Origin of the sequence: Pseudomonas oryzihabitans, from assembly GCF_006384975.1 — a bacterium.
In the GTDB taxonomy this organism is placed as follows: domain Bacteria; phylum Pseudomonadota; class Gammaproteobacteria; order Pseudomonadales; family Pseudomonadaceae; genus Chryseomonas; species Chryseomonas psychrotolerans_B.
Genome location: NZ_CP021645.1, coordinates 3,559,311 through 3,584,099, shown reverse-complemented (window position 1 = coordinate 3,584,099; position 24,789 = coordinate 3,559,311). Strand labels below are relative to the sequence as shown.

Below are 24,789 nucleotides of genomic sequence, written 5' to 3'. Positions count from 1 at the left end.
CCGGGGCGCGCGACAAATCCCGAATCCTTAGAGCCTGTTCAAAATCTGCTGCGCGTCGGCCAAACCGCGTTGAAAAGGGCCTGGAAGGCCAGCCCCGCCTGGGCGGCCCCGTCGCAATGCTCATTTACCACTCGTAAACTCGTTCGCGAGCCCGATCCGCTTCCTCAGCTATTTTCGCGGGGCCGCCTAGGCTTTGTATGGCTCTAGCTCGCGAGATTATGAACAGGCTCTTAGCGCCTCAGTTATCGGTCTTTTCGACCAGATGCGGCAACAGCCCCGCAGGGGCGGCCGTGCGCTTGCCCTTGGGCTTGCGTGGCGTGTAGGGCCGGCTGGCCAGGCGCCAGAGATCGCGCCAGCGCTCGGCGAGTACGCTGGGTTTGTCGAGGTAGAGGCGCATGCCCAGGGAGAAGGCCTTGGCCTGCAGTCGCTCGCGCTGCTGGGCCAGGCTTTCGCCGATGGCCTGGCGGGTGTTGCTGGCGCCGAACAGGGTGGGTTCGCTGGTCAGCAGCTGCTGCATCACGGCCAGGTCATGGTCGTCGCCCAGGTAGTCGGCGAGGCGCTTGAGGCTCTTCTGGCGGGTCTTGAATTCGGTGGGCCAGGCGGCGGCGAGCAACTGGGTGTGATACCAGTGATCCTTCACCCGCTTGCGCCAATCGTGCAGCGTCTCGTCGGTGGGCTTGTCGCGCGCCGTCTTGAGCGCCTGGCGACCGGCCTTGTAGTGGTCTTCCAGACCGCGGGCGAAGAGCGCGAAGCCCTGGCCGGCGAGCTTCCAGTCGGCGACCTCCTCACGCAGGGTGGCGAGTTCCGTGAGCAGCTCGGGATGGCCGTCGACCGCGGCGATCTGCTGGTCGGCGCGCTCCTGCAGGCGTTGGCGCACGCGCTTCATGGCCGGCGAGGCGAACCTCTTGCGATCGGATTCGCCCAGCTTGTCCCAGCTTTCCACCAGGGCGGCGCTGTCGCGCAGCGAGGACAGTTCGCGACCCAGGTCGCGCAGCCGGCGATTGCGGCTGGCGAAGGCGCGCTTGCCCAGGGCGCCCTGCAGCAGGCGGAGTAGGGCCCGCAATTCCTTGAGGCGCTTGCGTGTCTCGTGCACGCCCGTGGGGGTATGGCTCCCCAGGGAGGCTTCAGCCTGTACCAGACGATCCGTCACCACTCGGCGTACTTCATCCTCAGCCGGTTGCCGCGCATCGAAACGAAAGGCCATCGAACTCTCCTCGGATTAGGTGGGCTGCAGCGCCCGCTTGCGCGGGAGCCTAACGGTGTGAAGACCTCTACAACAGCGGTTGATGCCAAATTTCATTTAATCGTCATATTACCGTCATGCACATCCGTATTGGGCACCGGGCGCCGCACTGCGGGTCAGAGGGGCTATAGTTGCCCCTCCACCAGAGCGAGGAGATCCGGATGTTCGAAGCCGCCGAGAACGAACACCTGCTCGACGAGGCCACCTACGAGGCCAAGCTGCCGAAGTTGCGCGAAGCCTTGCTCGCCGCCCAGTACGAGCTGAAGGCGCAGGGGCGATTTCCGGTGATCGTGCTGATCAATGGCGTCGAGGGGGCCGGCAAGGGTGAGACGGTCAAGCTGCTCAACGAATGGATGGACCCACGCCTCATCCGCGTCGAGACCTTCCTGCAGCCCACCGCCGAAGAGCGTGAGCACCCACCCGCCTGGCGCTACTGGCAACGGCTGCCGGGCAAGGGCCGGATCGGTGTCTTCTTCGGCAACTGGTACAGCCAGATGCTGCACGCCCGGGTCAACAAGGAGCTGTCCAGGATCGAGCTGGACGCCGCCATCGGCCAGGCGGAGCGCTTCGAGCGGATGCTCGCCGACGAAGGCGCCCTGATCCTCAAGTTCTGGTTCCATCTGTCCAAGGACCAGCTCAAGCAGCGCCTGAAACACCTCAAGAAGGATCCGCGCCTGGGCTGGAAACTCAGTCCGCTGGACTGGCGCCAGGCCAAGGTCTACGACCGCTTCGTCAAGCAGGGCGAGCGGGTGGTGCGCCGTACCCATCACGATTACGCGCCCTGGCACGTGGTGCCCGGTTTCGACGAGCGCTTTCGCAGCCTGACCGTCGGCACCCTGCTGCTGAAGGCTTTGCAACGCGCCTTGGCGAACAAGCCCCGCAAGCAGCGCAAGGCCGCCGCCGTGATCGCCCCGCCGGTGGATGGTCGCGGGGTCCTGGAGTCCCTGGACCTCGGCCAGCGCCTGGACAAGGCCGACTACGAGGATCTGTTGCTCGCCGAACAGGCGCGGCTGGCCCGGCTGCTGCGCGACAAGAGGTATCGCCGCCATGGCTTGGTGGCCGCCTTCGAGGGTAACGATGCGGCAGGGAAGGGCAGTGCCATTCGCCGCGTCACCGGGGCGCTGGACCCACGGCAATACCGGATCGTCCCGGTCGCCGCGCCGAGCGACGAGGAGCTGGCCCAGCCCTATCTCTGGCGCTTCTGGCGGCACATCCCGCGGCAGGGCGATTTCACCATCTTCGATAGATCCTGGTACGGCCGGGTGCTGGTGGAGCGGGTGGAGGAACTGACGCCGGTGGCCGACTGGCAACGCGCCTACGGCGAGATCAACGAATTCGAGGAACAGCTCCACGACGCGGGTATCGTACTGGCCAAGTTCTGGCTGGCCATCGACCAGGATACCCAGCTGGAGCGGTTCAAGGCCCGTGAGGAAACACCCTTCAAGAGATTCAAGATCACCGAGGACGACTGGCGCAACCGCGACAAGTGGGATCTCTACAGCCAGGCGGTGAACGACATGGTGGTGCAGACCAGCACGGCCGTCGCGCCCTGGACGCTGGTGGAGGCCAACGACAAGAGGTTCGCGCGGGTGAAGGTGTTGCGGACGCTCAATGAGGCGTTGGAGCGGGCGTACGACAAGGGTTGAGAGGCCTTTGCCTGGTTTCGCTTCACACCTATCTCGCGACGTTTATCGTGGACGTTCAGGCGCGGAGGATACGCCCCTTGCCAGAAGGGTGAGCGGAATCGTTGCGTAGGGGGGCGAGCGGCATGGATGCCGCGAGAGTCGCGAGGGCCATGGATGGCCCTTCGCGGCGTCCCCACGGAGCGGCGATGGAGCGAACGAACCCCGGCGCAGCCGGGGCCGATGGAGGGGCAAGCGTTTTGGGTTACTTTTGCCGCGACTGGCAAAAGTGACTCGCCCGGGTGGGCGAAACAAAGGCTTCAGCAGGCACGCTAATCAGCTAAATGGCGTAAGCCAGGCAAGTACCAAACCCCAGAAACGAAAAAGCCCCGCCGAAGCGGGGCCTTTCTGCAACCGGATCAGTCGTTAGACGACTTGAACCTGGTCAGCTTGCATACCCTTCTGGCCTTTGACAGCCACGAAAGTGACCTTCTGGCCTTCGCTCAGGCTCTTGAAGCCGGCGCTTTCGATGGAGCGGTAGTGCACGAACAGGTCGGCGCCGCTTTCCGGGGTGATGAAGCCGTAGCCTTTCTCATCGTTGAACCACTTGACGGTGCCATTTTCACGATTGGACATGAGTATCTCCAGGGTGTAGGGGAACAACCACGTCAGCGAGACATTCGCGAACGGGACTGTAATGCGAGAGTGAGACGAGCCAGGAGATGAAAATGAAGCAACATCAAGCAGGTATCGAGTAACTATTGCAGTAGCAGTGCCCACACCATACGCGCTTTCGCGCGCTTGTATAGTCCTGATTTACATATTTGATGACCAATGGTGCCAGCTTGCGCTGCCAGGGCGTCTCACTCAGGCTAAGAAATCCCCTGCTCGGAAGGATCTCGCATGGATAAGCTGCACCGGATCAAAGGGGCCTGGCCCTATCTGATCGCCGTGTTTCTCAACGCCTTCGTCGATCTCGGCCACAAGATCGTCATCCAGAACACGGTGTTCAAGGTCTACGACGGCTCCACCCAGGTGGTGCTGACCGCCCTGGTTAACGGCATGATGCTGTTGCCCTTCATCCTGCTGTTCAGCCCCTCCGGCCATGTGGCCGACCGCTTCGCCAAGGTCAAGGTGCTGCGCCTCGGGGGCTGGGCGACGGTGGGCATCACCCTGGGCATCACCCTGGCCTACTATGCCGGGCTGTTCGAGCTGGCCTTCGCCATGACGCTGCTGCTGGCGGTACAGGCGACCTTCTACTCGCCGGCCAAGTACGGCTACATCAAGGCGCTGTTCGGCAAGCAGCGGCTGGCCGAGGGCAACGGCCTGGTGCAGGCCAACTCCATCATCGCCATCCTCGCCGGTACGGTGGTCTTCACCGCCTTCTTCCAGTTGCACCTGGGCGAGGGCCAGGCCACGCCCCACGCCATCCTGCAGGACATCGCCCCGCTGGGTTGGCTGCTGGTGCTGTGCAGCCTGGCCGAGGTGGCGCTGCTCTATCGCCTGCCGGTCCTCGAAGAGCCCAGGCCGCAGGTCCCTTTCGACTGGCACGCTTATCTGCGCCTGCGCAGTGCCCGGCGCAACCTGGCGGTGATCGGCGAGAATCCGGTGATCCGGCTGTCGATCATTGGCCTCGCGGTGTTCTGGTCGGTGGGCCAGGTGCTCTTGGCGAGCTTTCCGGCCTACGCCAAGGATCACCTGGGCATCGACAACGTGCTGGTGCTGCAGGGCATCCTGGCCTGCGCCGGGATCGGCATCGCCCTTGGCTCGGCCTTGGCCAGCCGGGCTTCGCGCGGGCGTATCGAGACCGGGCTGATCCCGGTGGGCGCCCTGGGTATTGCCCTGGGCCTCTGGTGGCTGCCGGCGCCCAACTCGGCCTGGCTGCACGCGCTCAACTTCATCTTCATCGGCCTGATGGGTGGCCTGTTCATCGTGCCGCTCAACGCGCTGATCCAGTTCAACGCCCGCGAGGACCAGCTCGGTACGGTGCTGGCCGCCAACAACTGGGTGCAGAACGTGGCCATGCTGGGCTTCCTGGTGCTCACCGCGGTGATCGCCCTGCTCGGCCTGGACAGCCGCTGGCTGCTCTTGCTGATCGCCACGGTGGCGCTGGTGGGCGGCGCCTATACGGTGTGGAAACTGCCGCAGAGCCTGGTGCGCTTCCTGCTCGGACTGATGGTGACCCGGCACTACCGGCTCCAGGTGCAGGGGCTGCAGAACCTGCCGGCCCAGGGTGGGGTGCTGCTGCTGGGCAACCACATCAGTTGGGTGGACTGGGCCATGGTGCAGATCGCCAGCCCGCGGCCGGTGCGCTTCGTGATGCTCAGGTCGATCTATGAGCGCTGGTATCTGAAACCCTTCCTCAAGGCGATGGGCTGCCTGCCCATCGCCCAGGGCAGCGGGGCGGGTGCGGCGCTGGAGCAGGTCGCCGCCTTGCTGACGGCCGGCGAGGTGGTCTGCCTGTTCCCGGAAGGCGCGATCAGCCGCACCGGGCAACTCGGTGAATTCCGCCGGGGCTACGAGAAGGCCTGCCAATTGGTTGGCCCGGAGGTGCAGATCGTGCCCTTCTACCTACGCGGTCTCTGGGGCAGCCAGTTCTCCCGTTCTTCCAGCAAGCTCAAGGAGCTGCGCGACAGTCCGCTGCACCGCGAGGTGGTGGTGGCCTTCGGCAAGCCGCTGGCCAAGGACACCCCGGCCGACGTGCTCAAGCGCCGCATCTTCGAGCTGTCGATCCGCTCCTGGGAACGCTACATGCAGAGCCTGCCGTCCCTGGCCGATGCCTGGGTCGCCAGCGTCAAGCGGCGGCCCGGTGGCCTGGCCCTGGTGGATGACCTGGGCGCGCCGCTCAAGGCTGCCCAGGCACTCACCGGCGCGGCCTGCCTGGCGCGGCGGATGCGCAAGCAGCCCGAGGCCAACCTCGGCCTGCTGCTGCCCACCAGCAGCGGTGGCATGCTGGCCAACATGGCGGTGTTGTTGGCCGGCAAGACGCTGGTCAATCTCAACTACACCGCCAGCCCAGAGGCCCTGAGGTCCGGACTGGACCAGGCCGGCATTCGCACCGTCTACACCTCCACCCGCTTTCTCGAGCGCTTGCGCAAACGCGGCCTGCCGGTGGACGAACTGCTGGCCGGGCGTGAGATCGTCGACCTGGAAAGCCTGCGCGCCGGCATCGGCAAGGCCGAGCTGATCGCCAACTGGCTGGCGGTGCGGCTGTTGCCCACCGCCATGCTGCAGGTGCTGGTGAGTCGCGCCCACGATCCCGAGGCCACCGCCGCCATCCTGTTCTCCAGTGGCAGCGAGGGCACGCCCAAGGGGGTGATGCTCAGCCATCGCAACATCATGGCCAACCTCAAGCAGACTTCGGACGTGCTCAACACCCAGGACGACGACGTCTTCATGGCCTCGTTGCCGCTGTTCCACGCCTTCGGCCTCACCGTCACCCAGTTCCTGCCGCTGATCGAGGGGCTGCCGGTGGTGTGTCAGGCCGATCCCACCGACGTGGCCGGCATCGCCAAGGCGGTGGCCACCCATCGCGCCACGGTGCTCTGCGGCACCTCGACCTTCCTGCGGCTATTCGTGCGCAACACCAAGGTGCATCCGCTGATGCTGGAAAGCCTGCGCATCGTGGTGGCCGGTGCCGAGCGCCTGGACCCGGCGGTGCGCGAGGCCTTCAAGCTCAAGTTCAACCAGGACATCTACGAGGGCTATGGTGCCACCGAGACCGCGCCGGTGGCCTCGGTCAACCTGCCGGATGCCCTGGACATCAACTACCTGCAGGTGCAGCGCGGCGGCAAGCTGGGCACCGTGGGCATGCCATTGCCGGGGACCGGCTTCAAGATCGTCGATCCACAAAGCTTCGTCGAACTGCCCACCGGTGAGGCCGGCATGGTGCTGATCGGTGGACCGCAGCTGATGCAAGGCTATCTGAACGATCCCGAGCGCACCGCCAAGGCCATCCGCGACATCGACGGCGAACGCTGGTACGTGACCGGCGACCAGGGGCGTCTGGACGAAGACGGTTTCCTCACCATCGTCGACCGCTATTCGCGCTTCGCCAAGATCGGCGGCGAGATGGTCAGCCTGGGTGCCGTGGAGCAGGCCCTGGCGCGGGCGATCGCTGATCCGGAGATCGAGTTGCTGGCGGTCAATCTGCCGGATGCCAAGAAGGGCGAGCGCATCGTGGTGCTGCACACCGGCGAGCTGGACGGCGCGGCGGTGGAGAAGACGCTGCTGGCCCAGGGGGTGGGTGGGCTGCTGTTGCCCTCGGCCTGGCTGGCGGTGGAGGCGCTACCGAAACTGGGCACCGGCAAGGCCGACGTGGCTGGAGCGAAACGCCTGGCGCAGGAGCGGCTGGCAGAGGAAGTGTCTAGCTGAGGCGATAGATCGCAGGACTGTCGTCGGAAGAGCGCTAAAGCCTGACGCGGTCCTGCCGATCATGAGGGGGCTATCCATCTTTTCGAGGTGTCCCCGGTGAAGCTACGCTCCCTCAACATCGCTCCGCGCGCCCTGGTGGCCTTCGGTTTCTTCGCCTTGCTGGTGATCGGCCTCGGTCTGTTTTCCCTTGGCCAGAATCGCGTGATCAAGGACAGCGAAGAGCAGATCATCAGCAACGTGATCCCAAGCGTGCAGACCATCGGCGAGATTCGCGCCGATCTGCTGAACCTGCGCATGCAGAACCAGGGCTTGATGCTGGCCACCTCCAACGCCGAGACCCAGGCGGTGCATCAGGGCATCGAGGCGACCAAGGCGACCTTGGAAAAGCATGTGCGCCAATTCGAGACGCTGCTGATCACCGACCAGGGGCGCGAGGTCTACGCCCGGATGACGGCGCAGCTGGCCACCTACCTGAACAACCAGAACCGCTATCTGAAGGCGCTGGATGACCAGAACGACGCCGAGTTGCTCAAGCTCACCGGCCAGGACGGCGAGATGGCGCGCAGTGGCAATGCCCTGAGTGCCACGGTCACGGAACTGACTGGGCTGGTCGACGGCAAGGTCCAGCGCCTGGCCGCGGATTCCACGGACAGCTATCGCACCGCCATCACCATCACCGTGGCAGTGATGCTGGCAGCCCTGGCCGGTACCCTGCTGTTGGCCTGGCGCTTCACTCGCAGCCTCACCGGTCCGCTGGACAAGGCGCTGGCGGTAGCCGAGCGCATCGCCGCCAACGATCTCAGCCGCCCGGTGGAGCAGGACGGTCGTGACGAGCCCGGTCGTCTGTTGGCCGCCATGGCCCGGATGCAGGACAACCTGCGTGGCACCCTGGAGCGGCTGAATTTGTCCTCCACCACCCTGGCCGCTACCTCCGAGGAGGTGTCGACGGTGACCGAGGTGGGACTGCGCGGCATCCAGCGGCAGAACGACGAGCTGGCCCAGGCCGCCACGGCGGTCAACCAGATGACCGCCGCGGTGGAAGAGGTGGCGCGCAATGCCGCCGCCGCCAGTGCCGCCGCCCAGGATTCCCGTACCTCCGCCGACGTCGGCCAGCGGCGCGTCGAGGAGACCCTGCAGACCATCCATGCGCTGCACGCCGCGGTGGCCACCAGTGGCGCCGAGATCGACGGCCTGGCTGGCCAGGTCGAGCGCATCAGCGGCGTACTCGACGTGATTCGTGGCGTCGCCGAACAGACCAACCTGCTGGCGCTCAACGCCGCCATCGAAGCCGCCCGCGCGGGCGAGGCGGGGCGCGGTTTCGCCGTGGTCGCCGATGAAGTGCGGGCACTGGCGGCGCGGACCCAGCAGTCCACCGGCGAGATCGAAGAGATGATCGGTGCCATCCAGCACGGCGCGGGCAAGGCGGTGGACGCCATGGCCACCAGCAACCAACAGGCCGGCACCTGCCTGGAGGTCGCCACCGCGGCGGGCGAAGCCCTGGTCGAGATCGGTCGCAACATCGTGCAGATCACCGAGCGTAATCTCAGTATCTCCGCCGCCACCGAGGAACAAGCCCAGGTGGCGCGCGAGGTGGATCGCAACCTCACCAGTATCCGTGACCTGTCCACCCAAAACGCCGCGGGCGCCGAGCAGACCGCCGCCGCCAGCAACGACCTGGCGCGCCTCGCCGGGGATCTGAATGGCGCGGTGCGGCAATTCCGGCTGTGAGGCGAGTCCGGGAGGCAGGGGGGCGCAGAGAAAATCAGGCGCGCATTACGCTCAGGGCACTAGCGCCAGCGCCGTGCGCAGGTCGATCACCAGCACATCCAGGTAACCGCCCTGCAGGGCACCGCGGATGGCGTTGACCTTGCGCAGGCCGCCGGCGAGACCGACGACGCGGTCGATCTTGAGCAGTTGCGGCAGGTCCACCGAGACCACGGTCTCTTCGCTCTCGTCCAGCACCGGGCGACCCTGGGCGTCGAAGTACCTCAGGCAGATGTCGCCCACCGCGCCACGGGCAGCAAGCACCTCGAGCATGGCTTCGCCGTGGTAGTTGCCGCTGTTGCGCAAGAGTTGCGAGGGTTCCAGCTCGCCGATGCCGACCAGGGCCACGGTCAGCCGGGCGAAGCGTTCGGTGACCTCGCGGACCTCGTCCAGCTGCAGGATGCGCTGACGACTCTCCGGCGATTGCTCGATGCTTTGCGAGGGCAGCAGATAGGCCGGGCAGTCGAGCAGGTCGGCCAGTTGCTGGGTGAGCAGGGTGGCCTCGAAGGCGCCCTTGTTACCGACCCCGCCAAGCAGCTGCACCACTTCCGTCGCGCCTTGGCGGCTGCTGCCACGGTGCATGTGGCCGACCATGGCGCGGATGGTGGAGCTCCAGGAGGAGATGCCGATGTGGTCGCGCTCGGTGACGCTGGTTTCCAGGTAATGGGCGGCGGCCGAGCCGATGGCTTGCTTGATGGCTTCTTCGTCATCGCCGGTGGGCTCCACCACGATGGCCTGACGGATGCCGTAACGCTGCTGCAACTGGCGCTCCAGTTCCAGGTGGAAGTTGCGGGGTCGCTGCACCGAGATGCGGACGATGCCTTCCTTGAGGGCGCGGCTCAGGGCGCGGCTGACGAAGGATTGCGACAGGTCGAGCTGTTCGGAGATCTGCGACTGCTTGAGTCCCTCTTCGTAGTAGAGAGAGGCGATCTTGGTCAGCAGGCGTTGTTCTTCGAGAGTACTCATCCAGATTCCTGGTACCGGCGGATAGGTTGCGCCCTGGGTCGCCGGGCCGGCCTGGCCATGACGAACCACTGAAAAGCAGGCACTTACCCGTTAGAAAGGCGCATTTTCCCGCTATTTTCTCTCACCCCCCGGCTGGACGCCAAGGCTTTTGCGGCGGCGTCCTCAGGGTGCCGATCAGGACATGATCAGGCCACCGTCCACATTGATCGCCTGGCCGGTGATATAGGCCGCGTCCGCCGAAGCCAGAAAGGCCACCAGACCGGCGACGTCGGCCGGGGTGCCGGCGCGTTTCATGGGGATGTTGCCGACCCACTCGGCCATCAGTTCGCCCTGGCCATAGCGCTTCTCGGGGGTGGAGAGGATCTCGCCCCAGACCCGGTCGTTGTAGTCCCACATCTCGCTTTCGATGATGCCCGGGCAGAAGGCGTTGACGGTGATGCCGTGGCGCGCCAGTTCGTGGGCCAGGCTCTGGGTGATGCCGATGACGCCCATCTTGCTCGCCGCGTAGTGCGGCGTGTAGATGAAGCCCTGGCGACCCTGGCCGGAGCTGGTGTTGATTAGCCGCCCACCGCGACCGGCGGCGACCATGCGCTTGGCCGCCTCGCGGCAGCATAGCCAGACGCCGGTGGTGTTGACCTGCAGGATGCGGTCGAAGTCTTCCCGTGGCATGCGATCGAAGGCGTCGATGGTGATGATGCCGGCGTTCTGCACCGAGACGTCGACGCTGCCGAAGCGCGCCTCGGCCTGGGCATAGAGATCGGCCACCGCTGCCTCGTCGGTGATATCCACCACCAGCGGCAGGATGTCGGCACCGGTGTCGACGGCCAGCCGGGCGGCGGTCTCGTGCACCCGCTCGGCATTGGACACCAGCACCAGATTGGCGCCCTCGCGGCCGAAACGCTCGGCGATTCCCTCGCCTATGCCCCGGCAGCCGCCGGTGATGACCACGGTTTGACCTGCGAAGCGACGTTCCACGTGAAACCTCCTAGGGCTATAGGCGACGATCTCGCGAGCTAGAGCCAAACTAGGCGAAAAGACCTGAGGACGCGGACCGGGCTTGCGCTCAAGTTTACGAGTGGTAAATGAGCATTCCGACCGGGCTGGCGACCCAGGGTCTTTTCAACGCCGTTTGGCCGACGCGCAGCAGATCGTGAAAGGTGTTACCAGCAGACGAAACCGCCATCCACGATCAGATCGACGCCGGTGCAGAAGGACGCCGCTGGGCTGCACAGGAAGATCGCCGGGCCGACCATCTCCTCCACCTCGGCCATGCGGCCCAGCGGGGTGGTCTGCTCGAAGATCTTCACCTGCTCGGCCACCTCGGGGCGGGTATTCATGGGCGTGGCGGTGTAGCCGGGGCTGATGCAGTTGACCCGGATGCCGCGCTCGGCCCATTCCATAGCCAGGCTCTTGGTCAGGTGGATGACCCCGGCCTTGGAGGTGTTGTAGTGGGCCTGCAGGAGGCCGCGGTTGACGATGCTGCCGGACATGGAAGCGATATTGACGATGGTACCCTTGCCGCGCGGCAGCATGACCCGCGCCTGGGCCTGGCAACTGAGCATCACCCCGGTGAGGTTGATGTCGAGCATGCGCTGCCACCGCTCCAGTTCCAGCTCCTCGGCGGGCTGGGCGTTGGCGATGCCGGCGCTGTTGACCGCCAGGCTCAGCGGGCCGAGTTCGGCCTCGGTACGGGCCACCGCGGTGGCCAGGTCGTCGGCACTGGTCACCGAGCCTTCCAGGGCCAGGGCGCGCCGGCCGTGGGCCTGGATGCGCGCGACGGTGCCGGCCAGGTCGCGGCTGCCGGGCAGGTCGAAGCAGGCGACGTCGGCGCCGGCTTCGGCGAGTCCGACGGCGATGGCCTGGCCGATGCCGCTGCCGGCACCGGTGACGAAGGCGGTCTGGCCGCCGAGATCGAAGAGACGCATGAGAGAACTCCTAGTCAGGCGGTAGCCAATTCCATCACGGCCACCGGAGTGGCCTGTTCACGTTCCAGGATGCCCATCTGCTGGCCACGGCTCATCACCATGACCCGATGCGACAGGCCGAGTACCTCGTCGAGGTCCGAGCTGACCACGATCACCGCCATGCCGGTGGCCGCCAGTTCGGCGATCACCTGGTAGATGGCGGCGCGGGCGCCGACGTCGATGCCGCGGGTGGGCTCGTCGAGGATGAAGACCTTGGGATTGCGCGCCAGCCACTTGGCGATGATCACCTTTTGCTGGTTGCCGCCGGACAGCGCGGCGATGGCCTGTTCCGGTTGGCCCTTCACGCCGAGGCGCGCCACCGCCTTGCGGGCGAAGGCGCGCAGGCCGCCGGGGGAAACCCAGCCGCCGGCGGACAGCAGGTCGGTGTTGCCATAGATGAGGTTTTCCTCGATGGCATGGTCGACCACCACGCCCTGCTGCTTGCGATCCTCGGGCACCAAGACGATGCCGGCGTGGATAGCATCGTAGGGACTGGCGAAGCGACAGGCCTGGCCTTCCAGCAGCAATTCGCCGGTGACCTGCTCGGCGGCGCCGGCGATGGCGCGGACCAACTCGGTACGCCCGGCGCCGACCACCCCGGCCACGCCGAACACCTCGCCGGCGCGCACGCTGAAATCGATGTGCTTGAGCGGCATCTCGCGGCAGCTAAGATTCTTGACCTTGAGCACCTCGCGAGCGGCAGGTGCGGCCAGGGTCGGGAAGATGCGCTCCACGCTGCGCCCGACCATCTCTTCCACCAGTTGCCGTACCGGCACCTGGGCGGTGGCGTGCAGGGCGATCTGGCGGCCGTCGCGCAAGACCAGTACCCGGTCGGCGATGCGGGCGATCTCTTCCAGGCGATGGCTGATGTAGATGAAGGAAACGCCCTCGGCCTTGAGTCGCTCGACCTGGGCGAACAGCAACTCGGTTTCCTCGCCACCCAGGGCCGCGGTGGGCTCGTCGAGGATCAGCAGGCGCGCCTTGAGGGTCAGCGCCTTGGCGATCTCCACCAACTGCTGGGCCGCCACGCTGAGGCCGGCCACGGTGCGCGTGGCCGGAACCTTGAGGCCGAGGCGATCCAGCTGGCGCTGGGCCTCGGTCTCCATGAAGGTGCGGTCGATGCGGCCGCCGCGCATGGGCAGGCGGCCGACGAACATGTTTTCGGCGATGGTCAATTCCGGCAGCAGGCGGATCTCCTGGTGGATCAGGCCGATGCCAGCGGCCAGGGCGGCGCCGGGAGAATCCGGCGCGTAGTCCCGGCCCTGCCAGGTCATGCGGCCTCCCGCCTCGGGCGGTACCAGGCCGGCGATGATGGACGACAGGGTGGACTTACCGGCACCGTTCTCGCCGAGCAGGGCCAGGACCTCACCGGGCTGGATATCGACGTCCACCCCGGCCAGCACCTCGATACCGGCGTATTTCTTGCCGATGTTTCTCAGGCTGAGGGCGGTGGGCTGTTCCAGGGGCATGACGGCGGACATGGGGCCTCCGAGGGGAATCAGGCGTGGTGCCTCCGCAGGGGAAGCACCGGGTGCAGGAGCCGACACGATCTCGCGAGCTAGAGCCAACCGGCGTTGAACCCGTCTGAGGACGCGGAGTTTACGAGTGGTAAATGAGCAGTCCGAAGAGGGGGTCGACGCCGGTTGGCCGACGCGCAGCAGATCGTGGTTACGGATGGTTCTCGATGAAGGGGGCGACGTTGTCCTTGGTGGTCAGGATCGCCTCCTGCAGCTGCTCCTTGGGCAACTGCTTGCCTTCCTTCAGCTCGATGGCCGAATCCAGGGCCATACGGCCCATCTTGCGCGTCTGCTGGGTCATGGTGGCGGCCAGGGTGCCGGCGGCCACGGCCTTGAGACCGGCCACGTCACCGTCGAAGCCGACGATGGTCACCGGATGATCGAGGTTGGCCACCTTGACCGCCTGAGCGGCGCCCAAGGCCATGGCGTCGGCACGGCCGAAGAAGACGGTGATATTGGGATCGCGCTGGAGCATGTCCTGGGCCACGGCGAAGCCCTTGTCCTGCGCCCACTCGGCGGGCTGTTCGGCCACCACCTTCAGCTCGGGAAACTTGGCCAGGCCTTCGGCGAAGCCCTTGGCGCGATCCATTTCCGGGGTGGTGCCGATCTGGCCCTGGAGAATGGCGACGCGGCCCTTGCCCCCGGTGACCTTGCCGACGTATTCGGCCAGGGTACGGGCGGCGGCCACGCTGTCACTGGCGATGAAGGTGTCACCGGGCGCATCGGGGGCGTTGCGGTCCACGGCCACCACGGGGATGCCGGCCGCCTTGGCGGCCTTTACCGGTACGCCAGCGGCGGTGGCGCCGGCCGGGATATAGATAATGGCGTCGACCTGGCGGGTGATCAGGTCCTGGATCTGGTTGACCTGGGTCGCCGAGTTGCCCTGGGCATCCACGGTGATCACCTTGACACCCTTGGCCTTGCCCTCGGCCTCGACGGCCTGTTTGATCTGGTTGAAGAAATCGGCCTGCAGGTTGGCCACCGCCAGGCCCACGGTGAGTTCCTTGGCCTGGGCATTGAGCGCGCCAGCACAGGTCATGGCGGCGAACAGGGTACTGAGCAACAGCTTCTTGGGGGTCAGCATGAATGGCACTCCATTGTTATTGTTGTACTGCGGTGACGAAGCAAAACGGGTCTGGCTCAGCGCTGCCCGTTACGGCGGCGCAGGGTATCCAGGGTGACGGCCAGGGCGATGACGATGCCGATGATCACCTGCTGCACGAAGGGCGAGACCCCCAGCAGGTTCAGGCCGTTGCGCAGCACGCCAATGATGAGTACGCCCACCAGGGTGCCGCCGACGCTGCCGACGCCACCGCTGAGGCTGGCGCCGCCGATCACCACCGCGGCGATGGCGTCCAGCTCCAGGGACAGGCCGGCGCTGGGCTGGGACGAATCCAGGCGCGCCGCCATGGCCACGGCGGCGAGGCCCGCCAGGGCGCCGCTCAGGGCGTAGATCCAGAGGGTGATGGTGCGTACCTTGATGCCCGACAGCCGTGCCACCTCGGCGCTACCGCCCATGGCATAGAGGTTGCGACCGCCGGCGCGGAAGCGCAGGAAGACCCAGGCCACCAGCAGCATCAGCAGGAACAGCCCGACGGTGACCGACAGGAAGCCGAAGTGCCGCACCGTGGCCAGGCTGGTGAACCAGTCCGGGAAGCCGACGATCTGGCGGCCATCGGTGAGGATGTTGGCCAGGCCGCGGGCCACCGACATCATGGTCAGGGTGGCGATGAAGGCGGGGAGTCGCGCCCGGGCGATCAACAGGCCCGAGACCAGGCCGCAGGCCATGCCGCCGAGGATGGCGGCCGGGATCGCCAGGCCCAGGGGCCAGCCGATGTCCTGGTAGAGCCAGCCCAGCAGCATCATGGAAAAGGCCAGCACCGAGCCCACCGACAGATCGATGCCGCCGATGACGATCACCAGGGTCATGCCGATGGCCAGGATGCCGAGCACGGTCACCTGATCGAGGATATTGAGGGCGTTGCGCACGGAGAAGAAATACTCCGAGGCGAAGGAGAACACGGCGATCAGCAGCGCCAAGCCGATCAGCGGGCCACCGACGTTGCGCGGCAGGCGCAGGGCTAGGCGGGTAAGGGGCTTGGCGGGCGGCGAGGCGGTCGGGGCTTTGGCGTCCACGAGCTTCTCCTGAGGTTGTTGTTCTTGTGTGTGGCTCGCTTGAATATTTATGCGTGCCTGATTTTTAATTCAGACTCTGCCTGTTCCCGATGGAAGTCAAGCGCCTTTTCATTACTGCGCTTTCGAATGCCTACCAGTCAGCAAACCCATAGCCAGACAAGCATTCCCGCCTGTTAGCGAAACCGTGCACGTCATTTTCACCTATTGACGGCCTTCCGGATTGAGGTCTAAATGATAAATATATTTTCAGTGACGAATAAATATTCATAAGACGCCCACTGAAACCTCGGCAGGCGTCTGCACCACCGGAGCTTCGGATACCCGAGGGGGACCGCCTGATGAATCCGTTCCAGTACGACGTCGCGCAGATTCGCGAAAAGGCCCGGCTGATCCGCCGGCGCGTCATTCAGCTCAACGCCGCCTCCCCGGCAGGCGGCCATACCGGGGCGGACCTGTCGGAAACCGACATCCTCGCCACCCTCTACTTCCGCCTGCTCGACGTCGCCCCGCAGCGCCTCGCCGATCCCCAGCGCGACATCTACATCCAGAGCAAGGGCCATGGCGTGGGCGGGCTGTACTGCTGCCTGGCCGAAGCCGGCTACTTCCCGCCGGAATGGCTCGACACCTACCAGCACTTCGACTCCCACCTGCCGGGCCATCCGGTGCGGCAGAAGACCCCGGGCATCGAGCTCAACACCGGCGCTCTCGGCCATGGCCTGCCGGTGGCCACCGGCATCGCCCTGGCTGCCCAGCGCGACGGCAGTCCGCGCCGCGTCTATGTGCTGACCGGCGATGGCGAACTGGGCGAGGGCTCCAACTGGGAGTCGGCGCTGACCGCCGCCAAGTACCGGCTGGACAATCTGACGGTGATCGTCGACCACAACCGCCTGCAACTGGCCGGCCCCACCGCCGAGATCCTACCGCTGGAGCCCCTGGCCGAGAAATGGCGCGCCTTCGGCTTCCATGTGGTCGAGTGCGACGGCAACGACGTGGCGCAGCTGGTGGAGACCCTGGAAGCGCTGCGCGAACACCGCGGCCAGCCCCAGGTGCTGATCGCCAACACCGTGAAAGGCAAGGGGGTTTCCTTCATCGAGGGCAAACCCGAATGGCACCACCGGGTGCCCAAGGGCGACGAGATCGCCGCTGCACTGGAGGAGCTCGACCATGGCCACTGATACCCAGACCCCGGGCGAAGCCCATCTCGCCAGCGTCATGGTCGAGGCCTTCATCGCCGCGGTGGACGCCGGCGTCGACCTGGTGCCGGTGGTGAGCGATTCCACCTCCACGGCCAAGATCGGTCCCTTCGTCAAACGCTTTCCCGAGCGCCTGGTCAACGTCGGCATCGCCGAGCAGACCCTGGTCGGGGTGGCCGCCGGCCTGGGCCTCGCCGGCAAGGTGGCGGTGACCTGCAACGCCGCGCCCTTCCTGATCTCCCGCGCCAATGAGCAGGTCAAGGTGGACGTCTGCTACAACAGGTCTAACGTCAAGATGTTCGGCCTCAACGCCGGCGCCAGCTATGGCCCGCTGGCCAGCACCCACCACAGCCTCGACGACATCGCCGTGATGCGTGGCTTCGGCCATGTGCAGATCTACGCCCCGGCCGATGGCGCCGAGTGCCGGCAGATCGTCGAGCACGCCCTGGCCCACGACGGCCCGGTCTATATCCGCCTGGACGGCAAGGCGCTGCCCGACCTGCACGGTCCCGACTATCGCTTCGTGCCCGGCCAGGTCGATGTGCTGCGCCAGGGCCATGACGTCAGCCTGGTGGCCCTGGGTTCGGTGGTCCATGAAGCGGTGGACGCCGCCCGGCAGCTGGCCGAGCAGGGTGTCAGCGCCCAGGTGATCAATCTGTCGTCGATCCGCCCCCTGCAGCGCGAGGTACTGCTGGAGGCCCTCTGCGCCGCCCGCGGTGGCGTGGTCACGGTGGAAGAGCACAATGCCAACGGCGGCGTGGGCAGCCTGGTGGCCGAGGTGATGGCCGAGGCCGCCCTGGGGATTCCGCTGATCCGCCTGGGCATCGCCGACGGTGAATACGCCTCCGCCGGGGCCCGCGGGCCGACTCGCGCCAAGCACGGCATCGATGCCGCTGGTATCGTCGCTGCGGTTCAGCGCCTGCGCTGAGCCGAGTGGTCGCGGAACAATAACAAGGAGCTGCCATGGCCGCCGAGCCGCTGATCCTCGCCCTCGACGAGGGCACCACCAATGCCAAGGCGATCCTGGTGGATCGCGCCGGTCGGGTCGTGGCCCGCGGTTCCCGGCCGCTCAGCGTCCAGCATCCGCAAGCCGGCTATGCCGAGCAGGACCCCCTGGCCATCTGGCAGGCCCTGCAGGGCGCCATCGGCGATTGCCTGGCCCAGGTGGCTGCGCCCCTGGCCGCGGTCGCCATCAGTAACCAGCGCGAATCCGCCCTGGCCTGGGAGCGCGTCAGCGGCCAGTTGCTCGGCCCCTTGGTGAGTTGGCAGTGCAAGAGATCCCAACCCCAGTGCGAGGCCTTGCAGGCCGCTGGCCATGGCGAGCTGATCCTCCAGCGTAGCGGCCTGGCACTGGACCCGATGTTTTCCGCCGGCAAGTGGCGCTGGCTGCTCGACCAGATTCCCGATGGAACAGCCCGCGCCGCGGCGGGGGAAATCTGCCTGGGTACCGTCGACAGCTGGCTGCTCTGGCAACTCAGCGGTGGCGCCAGCTTCCTCATCGACGCGGCCAATGCCGCCCGCACCCAGTTGCTCGACCTGCGCGGCGGCGACTGGGATCCGCAGTTGCTGGCCCTGTTCGGAATTCCGCGCGCGGCGTTACCGGAGATCCGGCCCAGTGCCGGCTGCTTAGGCGAGACCCGGGCCCAGGGCCCGCTGCCGGGTGGCCTGCCGATCCTGGCGATGATCGGCGACTCCCATGCGGCGCTGTTCGGCCAGGGTGGCTTCGTTCCCGGCAAGGTCAAGGCCACCCTGGGCACCGGTTCCTCGCTGATGACCCCCATCGCCGCGCCGGTGGTCTCGGCCCACGGCCTGGCCACCACCCTGGCCTGGCGCCTGGGTGACACCCCGACCTTTGCCCTGGAAGGCAATATCGTCCACACCGGGGCCGCGGTGGGCTGGACGGCGCGGCTGCTGGGCGGCGAGGGCAACCTGGATGCCCTGGCCGCCGAAGCCGCGGCGCTGCCGGACAATGGCGGCGTCTACTTCGTCCCGGCGCTGGGTGGGCTCGGCGCGCCGCACTGGCGGGCCGAGGCGCGGGGGCTGTTCTGCGGTCTCAGCGAGAAGTGCGGCCGGGCGCACCTGATGCGCGCGGCCCTGGAAGCCATCGCCTACCAGATCCGCGACGTCTTCGACGCCATGCAGCAGGACAGCCCGACGCCCCTGGACGAACTCTGGGTGGATGGTGGGGCGACGCGCAACGAATGGCTGCTGCAATTCCAGGCCGATCTCTTGCAGCGCCCGGTGATCTGCAGCCTGTCGCCGGAGGTCTCGGCGCTGGGCGCCGCCCATCTGGCCGGCCATGCCCTGGGCTGGTGGCAGGACGCCGCGGCGCTGGGCGATCTGGAACGCCCACGGCGCCGGTACGAGCCGCGCGCCAATGCCGTGCCCGAGTTGTACGCCGGCTGGCGCCAGGCGCTGGCGCGCACGCTGCTGTAAAGATCGTAGGTTGGGTTGAGACGGCTCTATCGTCGAAGCCCAACGCTGGCAAACGCTGAGGCCCCGTTGGGCTTCGCTGCGCTCAACCCAACCTACGGCAGCCCTGTATGGCCTGACTCAGGTCGGCAAGGTCATGAAGATCTGCGTCCCTTGGCCAGGGCGCGACACCACGCCGATGCGGCCCCCGTGCTGGCGGATGATTTCCTTGCACAGCGCCAGGCCCAGGCCGGCGCCGCCTTTCTGGCTGCCGATCTGCACGAAGGGTTCGAACACCCGACCCTGCTGGGCATAGGCGATGCCTTCGCCGTTGTCCTGCACCGCCATCAGCAGCTGATCGTTCTGGCGTAGCGCCTGGATGACGATCCGCCCGCCTGCCGGAGTGTGGCGCAGGGCGTTGCTCAGCAGGTTGTCGAACACTCGCGACAATTGCTTGGGGTCCAGGCTGACGCGCGGCAGCGGCGTGTGCAGCAACTCCACGCTCAATTCGACATCGCGCTCGCGGGCCTCGTCGGCATGGCGGGCACGGGCTTCTTCGAGCAGGTCGCCGATCTCGCTCGGCAGCTTTTCCGGACGCTGCAGACCACTCTGGTGACGGGAATAGTCCAGCAGGTCGTTGATCAGCTGTACCAGGCGATGGGTTTCCTCGTCCACCGTCTGCAGCAAGTAGGCCTCGCGCGATTCCGGCGCCACCTTGAGCCGCTCGCGTAGCAAGCCGAAGGCCATGTGCATGCCGGTGACCGGGGTGCGCAATTCGTGGGAGGCGCGCAGGACGAATTCGTTGCGCACCCGGTCGAAGGCGCGCTGCTCGGTGACGTCGCGCAACACCATGAGCGCGCCGACGCTGCGACCATCGGCGTGGTTCACCGGGGTCAGGCTCCAGGCCAGTAGCCGCACCTCGTCGTCGACGCGGATCTCCAGGTCTTCGGGGGCGGCATCCAGGGCACCGCCGGCCAGTACCCGCTGCACGCTGGCCTCGATCTCCGGACGCTCCAAGGCAGCGATCAGGGATTCGCCCAGGTGATTCTCGTTCCAGCCGAGCTGGCGGCAGGCTACCGGGTTGGCATGTTCGATGTTGCCCTGGGGGTCGAGGATCACCAGGCCGTAGTCGATGCTGTCGAGCACCGCCTGTAGGCGCCGCTGGCCGGCCACCAGAGCCTCGACGTTGGTCTGGCTGAGGCGGTGCAGGGCCTGGGCCATGTTGCCGAAGCGGCGGCTGAGCAGGGTGAATTCGGCGATCTGCGAGGTGGGCAGCTGGACGTCGAAATTGCCCTGGCTAATGCGTTCGGCGGCCTTGGCCAGGCCGTCGATGGGACCGGTGAAGCGCTTGGCGATACCGTTGGCCGTCACCACCCCGGTGACCAGGATGGCCACGCCGATCATGGCCAGCAGCAGGGCGATGATCACCGCCCGGTCGTGGGCCTCCTCCTGCATGCGCTCCAGGGTCACCACGTAACTTCTCTGGAGGTCGTAGATGCGGTTGCGCAATTCGTTGAGCGTCTGCTGGAACCCTGGATCGGCGCGCAACTGGGCGTAGTTGGTGTTGGGTGAGCGCAGGTACTCGGCGAAGCGCTCGTAACGCTGCTTGACGTCTTCCAGCACCGCGCGCTGTTCGGGCTTGCGCATCTCGCCCTGGACCAGTTGCAGGTACTGCTCGAAGCGTTGCTGAGCGGCCGTCAGGGCCTTGGGATCCGGCGCGCCATCGAGCATCTGGAACAGGCTGTTGCTCAACTCCTGACGCATGTTCAGCGTCAGGTTGATGAAGTCCAGGTTGCTGCGCGTCTGCACGCTCTGCTCGCGGGCCAGGTGCAGCACGCTGACCAGGCCCACCAGCAGCCCGATGAGGGCTACGGCGATCAGGGCGGAGATACTGAGGAAGAGACGGGTGTGCAGCTTGATCGGCAGTTTCATAGCCCGTACTGCTTACGTTTCCGATACAGCGTCGAAGCATCGATGCCCAGGGTCTTGGCGGCCTGGTCGAGGGTCTCGCTGGTCGCCATCACCGCGGCGATGTGGGCCCGCTCCAGGGCTTCCAGACTCAAGGCCTCGCCGACCCGCGGCGCACTGGCGGCGCTGCCGGTGGCGGGGCCGTCGCCCAGACCCAGGTGGTTGACGTCCACCAGGTCCTGGCCGCAGATGATGCTCGCCCGTTCGATGACGTTGCGCAACTCGCGGACGTTGCCCGGCCAGCCATAGTTGCGCAGGGCCTCCAGCGCCGCCTCGCTGAAGCCATGGGCGGGTCTGTTGTAGTCCTTGACGAAGCGGGCGAGGAAACGCTCGGCGAGATCGACGATGTCTTCCTTGCGCTCGCGCAGCGGCGGCAGGGTGAGCACGATGACGTTGAGGCGATAGAGCAGGTCTTCGCGGAATTCGTTTTCCGCCACCATCTGTTCCAGGTTGCGGTTGGTGGCGGCGAGGATGCGCACGTCGGCGCGACGGGTCACCGGATCGCCGACCCGCTCGTATTCCTTGTCCTGGATGAAACGCAGCAACTTGGGCTGCAGCGCCAGGGGGAAGTCGCCGATCTCGTCGAGGAAGAGGGTGCCGCCATCGGCCTGGCTGACCCGGCCGAGGGTGCTCTCGCTGGCGCCGGTGAAGGCGCCACGGGTATGGCCGAACATCTCGCTTTCCATCAGATCGGCGGAGAGCGACGGACAGTTGATGGTGACGAAGGTCTTCTTGGCGCGCCGGCTCCAGGCATGGATGGCACGGGCCAGCTCACCCTTGCCGGACCCGGACTCGCCGAGGATTAGCACGTTGGCGTCGGTGGTGGCGACCTGCCGGGCGGTTTCCAGGATGCTCATCATCGCCGGGCTGCGCGAATCGAGACCAGCGCTGGACTGGCGCACCTCGCCTTCGAGGGCTTCCAGGCGGGCGGAGAGCTGGCGGAATTCCAATTGCTTGGCCGCCGCCATGCGCAGCTGATCCGGGCTGCAGGGTTTCACCAGATAGTCGGCGGCGCCGGCTTGCATGGCATCCACTGCGGTGTCGATGGCCGAGTGGGCGGTGACGATCACCACCCGCATCCAGGGTGCCTGGATGCGCATCTGCTGCAGCACGTCCAGGCCGTTGTCCGCACCCAGGCGTAGATCGAGGAAGCAGAGGTCGTAGACCTGCCGCAAGAGCAGGGCCTCGGCCTGGGCCGCGCTGTTGGCCGTGGCGACGCTGTAGCCGGCATCTTCCAGACAGAAACGAAAGGTACGCAGGATGGCGGCTTCGTCGTCCACGAGCAGGATGCGACCGCTGGTTTGTTCCATGAAGGAGGACTCCAGGCCCGCAGGCCGAAACACGCTAAAAGACAGAGCTGGCAATTAGTCCATCATACATCGTGCAAGTTGCAATCCGCAGGATAGGAAGCCCATGGGATAGCTCTTCGGCAGCATCTTGCAAATCGCAATCCTTAGGCTTGGAAATCGCTCAAAACGCTTTCAAAAGGTAAAGCGGGTCACGGTGGGGGTTAGTTTGCCAAGCCTGCTGCGGATGATCCTTAGCAAAAGCCACCTTTTTGCTGCCGGGCCATCATGCAAAACGCAATGCTCTGGACGTTGCACCTTGCAAGGTGCATGTGCGAAGGCCTTGGGTGAAAACAATAACTTATTGATTTTTAAGGAAAAAATACTTTCAAAAAAGCTGGCACGCAGTCTGCAATCTCCTTGGCAAGCGGCCTTTAGGGCCAATGGAATGCAGGAGAGACCCGATGATCAGCCAGACCCTTCGCAAGCACTTGGTAGGTACTGCGCTCTTCGCTTGCTTCGCCAGCGCCGCCGTCGCCGCTCCCCAGGGGCAGGACGTCAGCCGCGAACAGGCACTCATCGCCTCTACTCGCATTGCTGCTCAGGCCATGGTGCCGGCAATCAAGCCCTTGGCTAGCCAAGGTGCTGGGGAACTCAAGGCCATCCCCGCACAGTCCAAAGGTGACCGTCTGGTGAAGCAAACCCGTTGGGTGTTCTGAGGCGATGGCCATGGTGTGGATGCTGCTGGTGATTTCGTTGTTCGTCGCAGCTGCGGTCGTCAGTGTCGGGATGTTGCTCAGCGCTCTGGTGATGGGTCGTGCCCTGAATCAGACGCACAACCTCAACGGTGTCGATCTTGATCTGATTGATGTGGAACCACGGATGGCGAGTCTGGGCACCCAGGATTTCGCTAATAAAACCAATGCTCGCTGGACAGGTGCTGTCGTCCGCTGAGTGCACTTGTAATACATAGGAGAAACACCATGCTGAGCTGGGCTATCACTTTCCTGATCATTGCCATCATCGCCGGCGTCCTGGGCTTCGGTGGTATCGCGGGTACTGCCACCAGTATCGCCAAGATCCTGTTCGTGCTGTTCCTGGTGCTGTTCGTGGTGTCGTTCTTCATGGGTCGTCGGCGTCCCTGACGCCAGCTCCATGAGTAGGAACGGACTGCCAGTTGTGACGACCGGCAGTTGAGGCTCTGTCATCGGATTGCAGCTTTAAGCCGATTCAATGACACCCTCGAAGTCGTCTCGCACAACGAGACGCAAGGGCCACAAGGTCGGGACGCTCTGCAGTAGCGGGAGGGTTCCAAGAGTACAGGGAGTACTTTCGCACTCGCGGCGGACTGGGCTGGAAACGACAACACCCCTGAATTCGACGGATTTCGCCATTTGGCGAAGGCTGCCGACGTCAGGGGTGTCGTCGTTTCCGGGCCGGGATTTCAGCCCTGCCAGAAGGCATCCCACCAGGAGCGCTCGCCGCGGGCATCTTCCAGCACCACGGTGCAGGTGGTACCGGCGGCGAGCAATACGCCGTCCGGCACCGGGTCGAGGGCGATGCGTACCGGTACCCGCTGGGCGAGCCGTACCCAATTGAAGGTGGGGTTCACATCGGCGGTGAGTTCGCGACTCTGGGGGTTGTCCCGGTCGTAGATGCCGCGGGCGATGCTTTCCACATGGCCGTGCAATACCTGGCCGCTCATCAGGCGCATCTCGGCCGCCGCGCCCACCTGCACATGGGGCAGCTTGGTCTCTTCGAAGTAGCCATAGACCCAGAACGAATGGGCATCGATGACGGCGAGCTTCGGCGCGCCTGCGGCGGCGTAGTCACCCTTGAACACCGAGAGGTTAGTGACGTAGCCGTCGACCGGGGCCAGTACCCGGGTGCGCTTGAGATTCAACCGGGCCGATTCCAGTTGGGCCTGGGCCTGACGTAGATCCGCCTCGGCGGCCAGGGCAGCGGCGCTGGCGTCTTCGCGATTCTCGCGGGAGACCACCAGGCTATCGATGTCGGCGCGGCGGCGGGCGTTCTGCTGGCGCATGGCCAGGGTGGCCTTGCGCGCGGCGACCGTGGCTTCGGCCTGCTGCACGGCGATCTCGTAGTGCTCGGGATCGATCTGCAGCAGTAGGTCACCTTTGTTGACCCACTGGTTGTCGCGGACGGCGACGTTGGTCACTAGGCCGGCGACATCGGGGGCGATGGTGATGACTTCGGCGCGCACCCGGCCATCGCGGGTCCAGGGGTCGTTCATGTAGTGCACCCACAGCAGCCGGCCGAGGATCAGGGCCAGGCAGACCACCAGCAGAGTAAAGAGCACGCCGAAGAGTTTCTTGAGAATCAT

The 24,789-nt window shown here is 65.9% G+C and carries 20 protein-coding genes and 1 pseudogene; 10 read left to right on the top strand and 11 right to left on the bottom strand.

Annotated features, from left to right (window positions below):
• Nucleotides 1-238: 238 nt before the first annotated feature.
• Nucleotides 239-1,204 carry a CHAD domain-containing protein gene (locus CCZ28_RS16130; protein WP_140219588.1) on the bottom strand — a complete coding sequence of 322 codons (966 nt, stop codon included), beginning with the start codon at nt 1,202-1,204 and terminating at the stop codon, nt 239-241.
• A gap of 200 nt (nt 1,205-1,404) precedes the next feature.
• On the opposite strand from CCZ28_RS16130, the gene pap reads away from it, so the two are divergent.
• Complete coding sequence (gene pap, locus CCZ28_RS16125; RefSeq protein WP_140219586.1) at nt 1,405-2,889, top strand: polyphosphate:AMP phosphotransferase; 1,485 nt, start codon at nt 1,405-1,407, stop codon at nt 2,887-2,889.
• Between the two features lie 402 nt (nt 2,890-3,291).
• Here the strand turns inward: pap and CCZ28_RS16120 are convergent, their stop codons facing one another.
• Nucleotides 3,292-3,501, bottom strand: coding sequence for a cold-shock protein (locus tag CCZ28_RS16120; protein WP_007160189.1), 210 nt, complete (start codon nt 3,499-3,501; stop codon nt 3,292-3,294).
• Nucleotides 3,502-3,768: 267 nt separating this feature from the next.
• On the opposite strand from CCZ28_RS16120, the gene CCZ28_RS16115 reads away from it, so the two are divergent.
• The 3 genes and pseudogenes from CCZ28_RS16115 to CCZ28_RS25145 all read left to right on the top strand — a co-directional run bounded on the left by CCZ28_RS16115 (nt 3,769) and on the right by CCZ28_RS25145 (nt 8,967).
• A complete protein-coding gene (locus tag CCZ28_RS16115; RefSeq protein WP_140219584.1) occupies nt 3,769-7,239 on the top strand; it encodes an acyl-[ACP]--phospholipid O-acyltransferase in 3,471 nt (1,156 codons plus the stop codon).
• Nucleotides 7,240-7,326: 87 nt separating this feature from the next.
• Nucleotides 7,327-8,109: pseudogene (locus CCZ28_RS25150) on the top strand (MCP four helix bundle domain-containing protein); the annotation flags it as partial.
• Nucleotides 8,095-8,967, top strand: coding sequence for a methyl-accepting chemotaxis protein (locus CCZ28_RS25145; RefSeq protein WP_437179228.1), 873 nt, complete (start codon nt 8,095-8,097; stop codon nt 8,965-8,967). The pseudogene CCZ28_RS25150 and the gene CCZ28_RS25145, both read left to right, overlap by 15 nt.
• 51 nt (nt 8,968-9,018) lie before the next feature.
• Here CCZ28_RS25145 and CCZ28_RS16105 read toward each other — a convergent pair whose 3' ends face one another.
• The 6 genes from CCZ28_RS16105 to CCZ28_RS16080 form a co-directional block, all read right to left on the bottom strand.
• Nucleotides 9,019-9,969 (bottom strand): sugar-binding transcriptional regulator, encoded by a 951-nt coding sequence (locus CCZ28_RS16105; RefSeq protein WP_140219580.1) that lies wholly within the window; start codon nt 9,967-9,969, stop codon nt 9,019-9,021.
• A gap of 174 nt (nt 9,970-10,143) precedes the next feature.
• Nucleotides 10,144-10,944, bottom strand: a complete 801-nt coding sequence (locus tag CCZ28_RS16100; RefSeq protein WP_140219577.1) for an SDR family oxidoreductase — start codon at nt 10,942-10,944, stop codon at nt 10,144-10,146.
• A gap of 185 nt (nt 10,945-11,129) precedes the next feature.
• Nucleotides 11,130-11,894 (bottom strand): SDR family oxidoreductase, encoded by a 765-nt coding sequence (locus tag CCZ28_RS16095; RefSeq protein WP_140219575.1) that lies wholly within the window; start codon nt 11,892-11,894, stop codon nt 11,130-11,132.
• Nucleotides 11,895-11,908: 14 nt separating this feature from the next.
• Complete coding sequence (locus tag CCZ28_RS16090) at nt 11,909-13,414, bottom strand: sugar ABC transporter ATP-binding protein (protein WP_140219573.1); 1,506 nt, start codon at nt 13,412-13,414, stop codon at nt 11,909-11,911.
• Nucleotides 13,415-13,601: 187 nt separating this feature from the next.
• The gene (locus CCZ28_RS16085) at nt 13,602-14,534 is read right to left on the bottom strand and encodes a sugar ABC transporter substrate-binding protein (protein WP_058761804.1); all 933 of its coding nucleotides are present in this window, start codon (nt 14,532-14,534) and stop codon (nt 13,602-13,604) included.
• A gap of 56 nt (nt 14,535-14,590) precedes the next feature.
• Complete coding sequence (locus tag CCZ28_RS16080; RefSeq protein ID WP_140219571.1) at nt 14,591-15,586, bottom strand: ABC transporter permease; 996 nt, start codon at nt 15,584-15,586, stop codon at nt 14,591-14,593.
• A gap of 338 nt (nt 15,587-15,924) precedes the next feature.
• On the opposite strand from CCZ28_RS16080, the gene CCZ28_RS16075 reads away from it, so the two are divergent.
• The 3 genes from CCZ28_RS16075 to CCZ28_RS16065 are packed head-to-tail and all read left to right on the top strand — an operon-like array spanning nt 15,925 to nt 19,215.
• Nucleotides 15,925-16,761: a transketolase gene (locus CCZ28_RS16075; protein WP_140219569.1), complete on the top strand. Its 837-nt coding sequence runs from the start codon at nt 15,925-15,927 to the stop codon at nt 16,759-16,761.
• Nucleotides 16,751-17,707, top strand: a complete 957-nt coding sequence (locus tag CCZ28_RS16070) for a transketolase family protein (RefSeq protein WP_140219567.1) — start codon at nt 16,751-16,753, stop codon at nt 17,705-17,707. The genes CCZ28_RS16075 and CCZ28_RS16070 overlap by 11 nt, the downstream gene beginning before the upstream one ends.
• A 35-nt stretch (nt 17,708-17,742) precedes the next feature.
• Nucleotides 17,743-19,215 carry an FGGY family carbohydrate kinase gene (locus tag CCZ28_RS16065; protein ID WP_140219565.1) on the top strand — a complete coding sequence of 491 codons (1,473 nt, stop codon included), beginning with the start codon at nt 17,743-17,745 and terminating at the stop codon, nt 19,213-19,215.
• 117 nt (nt 19,216-19,332) lie between these two features.
• Here the strand turns inward: CCZ28_RS16065 and CCZ28_RS16060 are convergent, their stop codons facing one another.
• Together CCZ28_RS16060 and algB are read right to left on the bottom strand one after the other, a co-directional pair.
• Complete coding sequence (locus CCZ28_RS16060; RefSeq protein ID WP_140219562.1) at nt 19,333-21,123, bottom strand: ATP-binding protein; 1,791 nt, start codon at nt 21,121-21,123, stop codon at nt 19,333-19,335.
• Nucleotides 21,120-22,469, bottom strand: coding sequence for a sigma-54-dependent response regulator transcription factor AlgB (algB, locus tag CCZ28_RS16055; protein ID WP_140219560.1), 1,350 nt, complete (start codon nt 22,467-22,469; stop codon nt 21,120-21,122). The genes CCZ28_RS16060 and algB overlap by 4 nt, the downstream gene beginning before the upstream one ends.
• 440 nt (nt 22,470-22,909) lie before the next feature.
• Here algB and CCZ28_RS16050 point away from each other — a divergent pair, with 440 nt between their 5' ends.
• Genes CCZ28_RS16050 through CCZ28_RS16040 form a run of 3 tightly spaced genes read left to right on the top strand, consistent with a single transcriptional unit; the run spans nt 22,910 to nt 23,590 of the window.
• Nucleotides 22,910-23,164, top strand: coding sequence for a hypothetical protein (locus CCZ28_RS16050; protein WP_140219558.1), 255 nt, complete (start codon nt 22,910-22,912; stop codon nt 23,162-23,164).
• Nucleotides 23,165-23,174: 10 nt separating this feature from the next.
• Entirely contained in the window at nt 23,175-23,399 is a 225-nt protein-coding gene (locus CCZ28_RS16045; RefSeq protein WP_205894593.1) for a hypothetical protein, read from the top strand.
• A gap of 29 nt (nt 23,400-23,428) precedes the next feature.
• Nucleotides 23,429-23,590: a DUF1328 domain-containing protein gene (locus tag CCZ28_RS16040; RefSeq protein ID WP_007160206.1), complete on the top strand. Its 162-nt coding sequence runs from the start codon at nt 23,429-23,431 to the stop codon at nt 23,588-23,590.
• Between the two features lie 299 nt (nt 23,591-23,889).
• Here CCZ28_RS16040 and CCZ28_RS16035 read toward each other — a convergent pair whose 3' ends face one another.
• Nucleotides 23,890-24,789, bottom strand: coding sequence for an efflux RND transporter periplasmic adaptor subunit (locus CCZ28_RS16035; protein WP_140219554.1), 900 nt, complete (start codon nt 24,787-24,789; stop codon nt 23,890-23,892).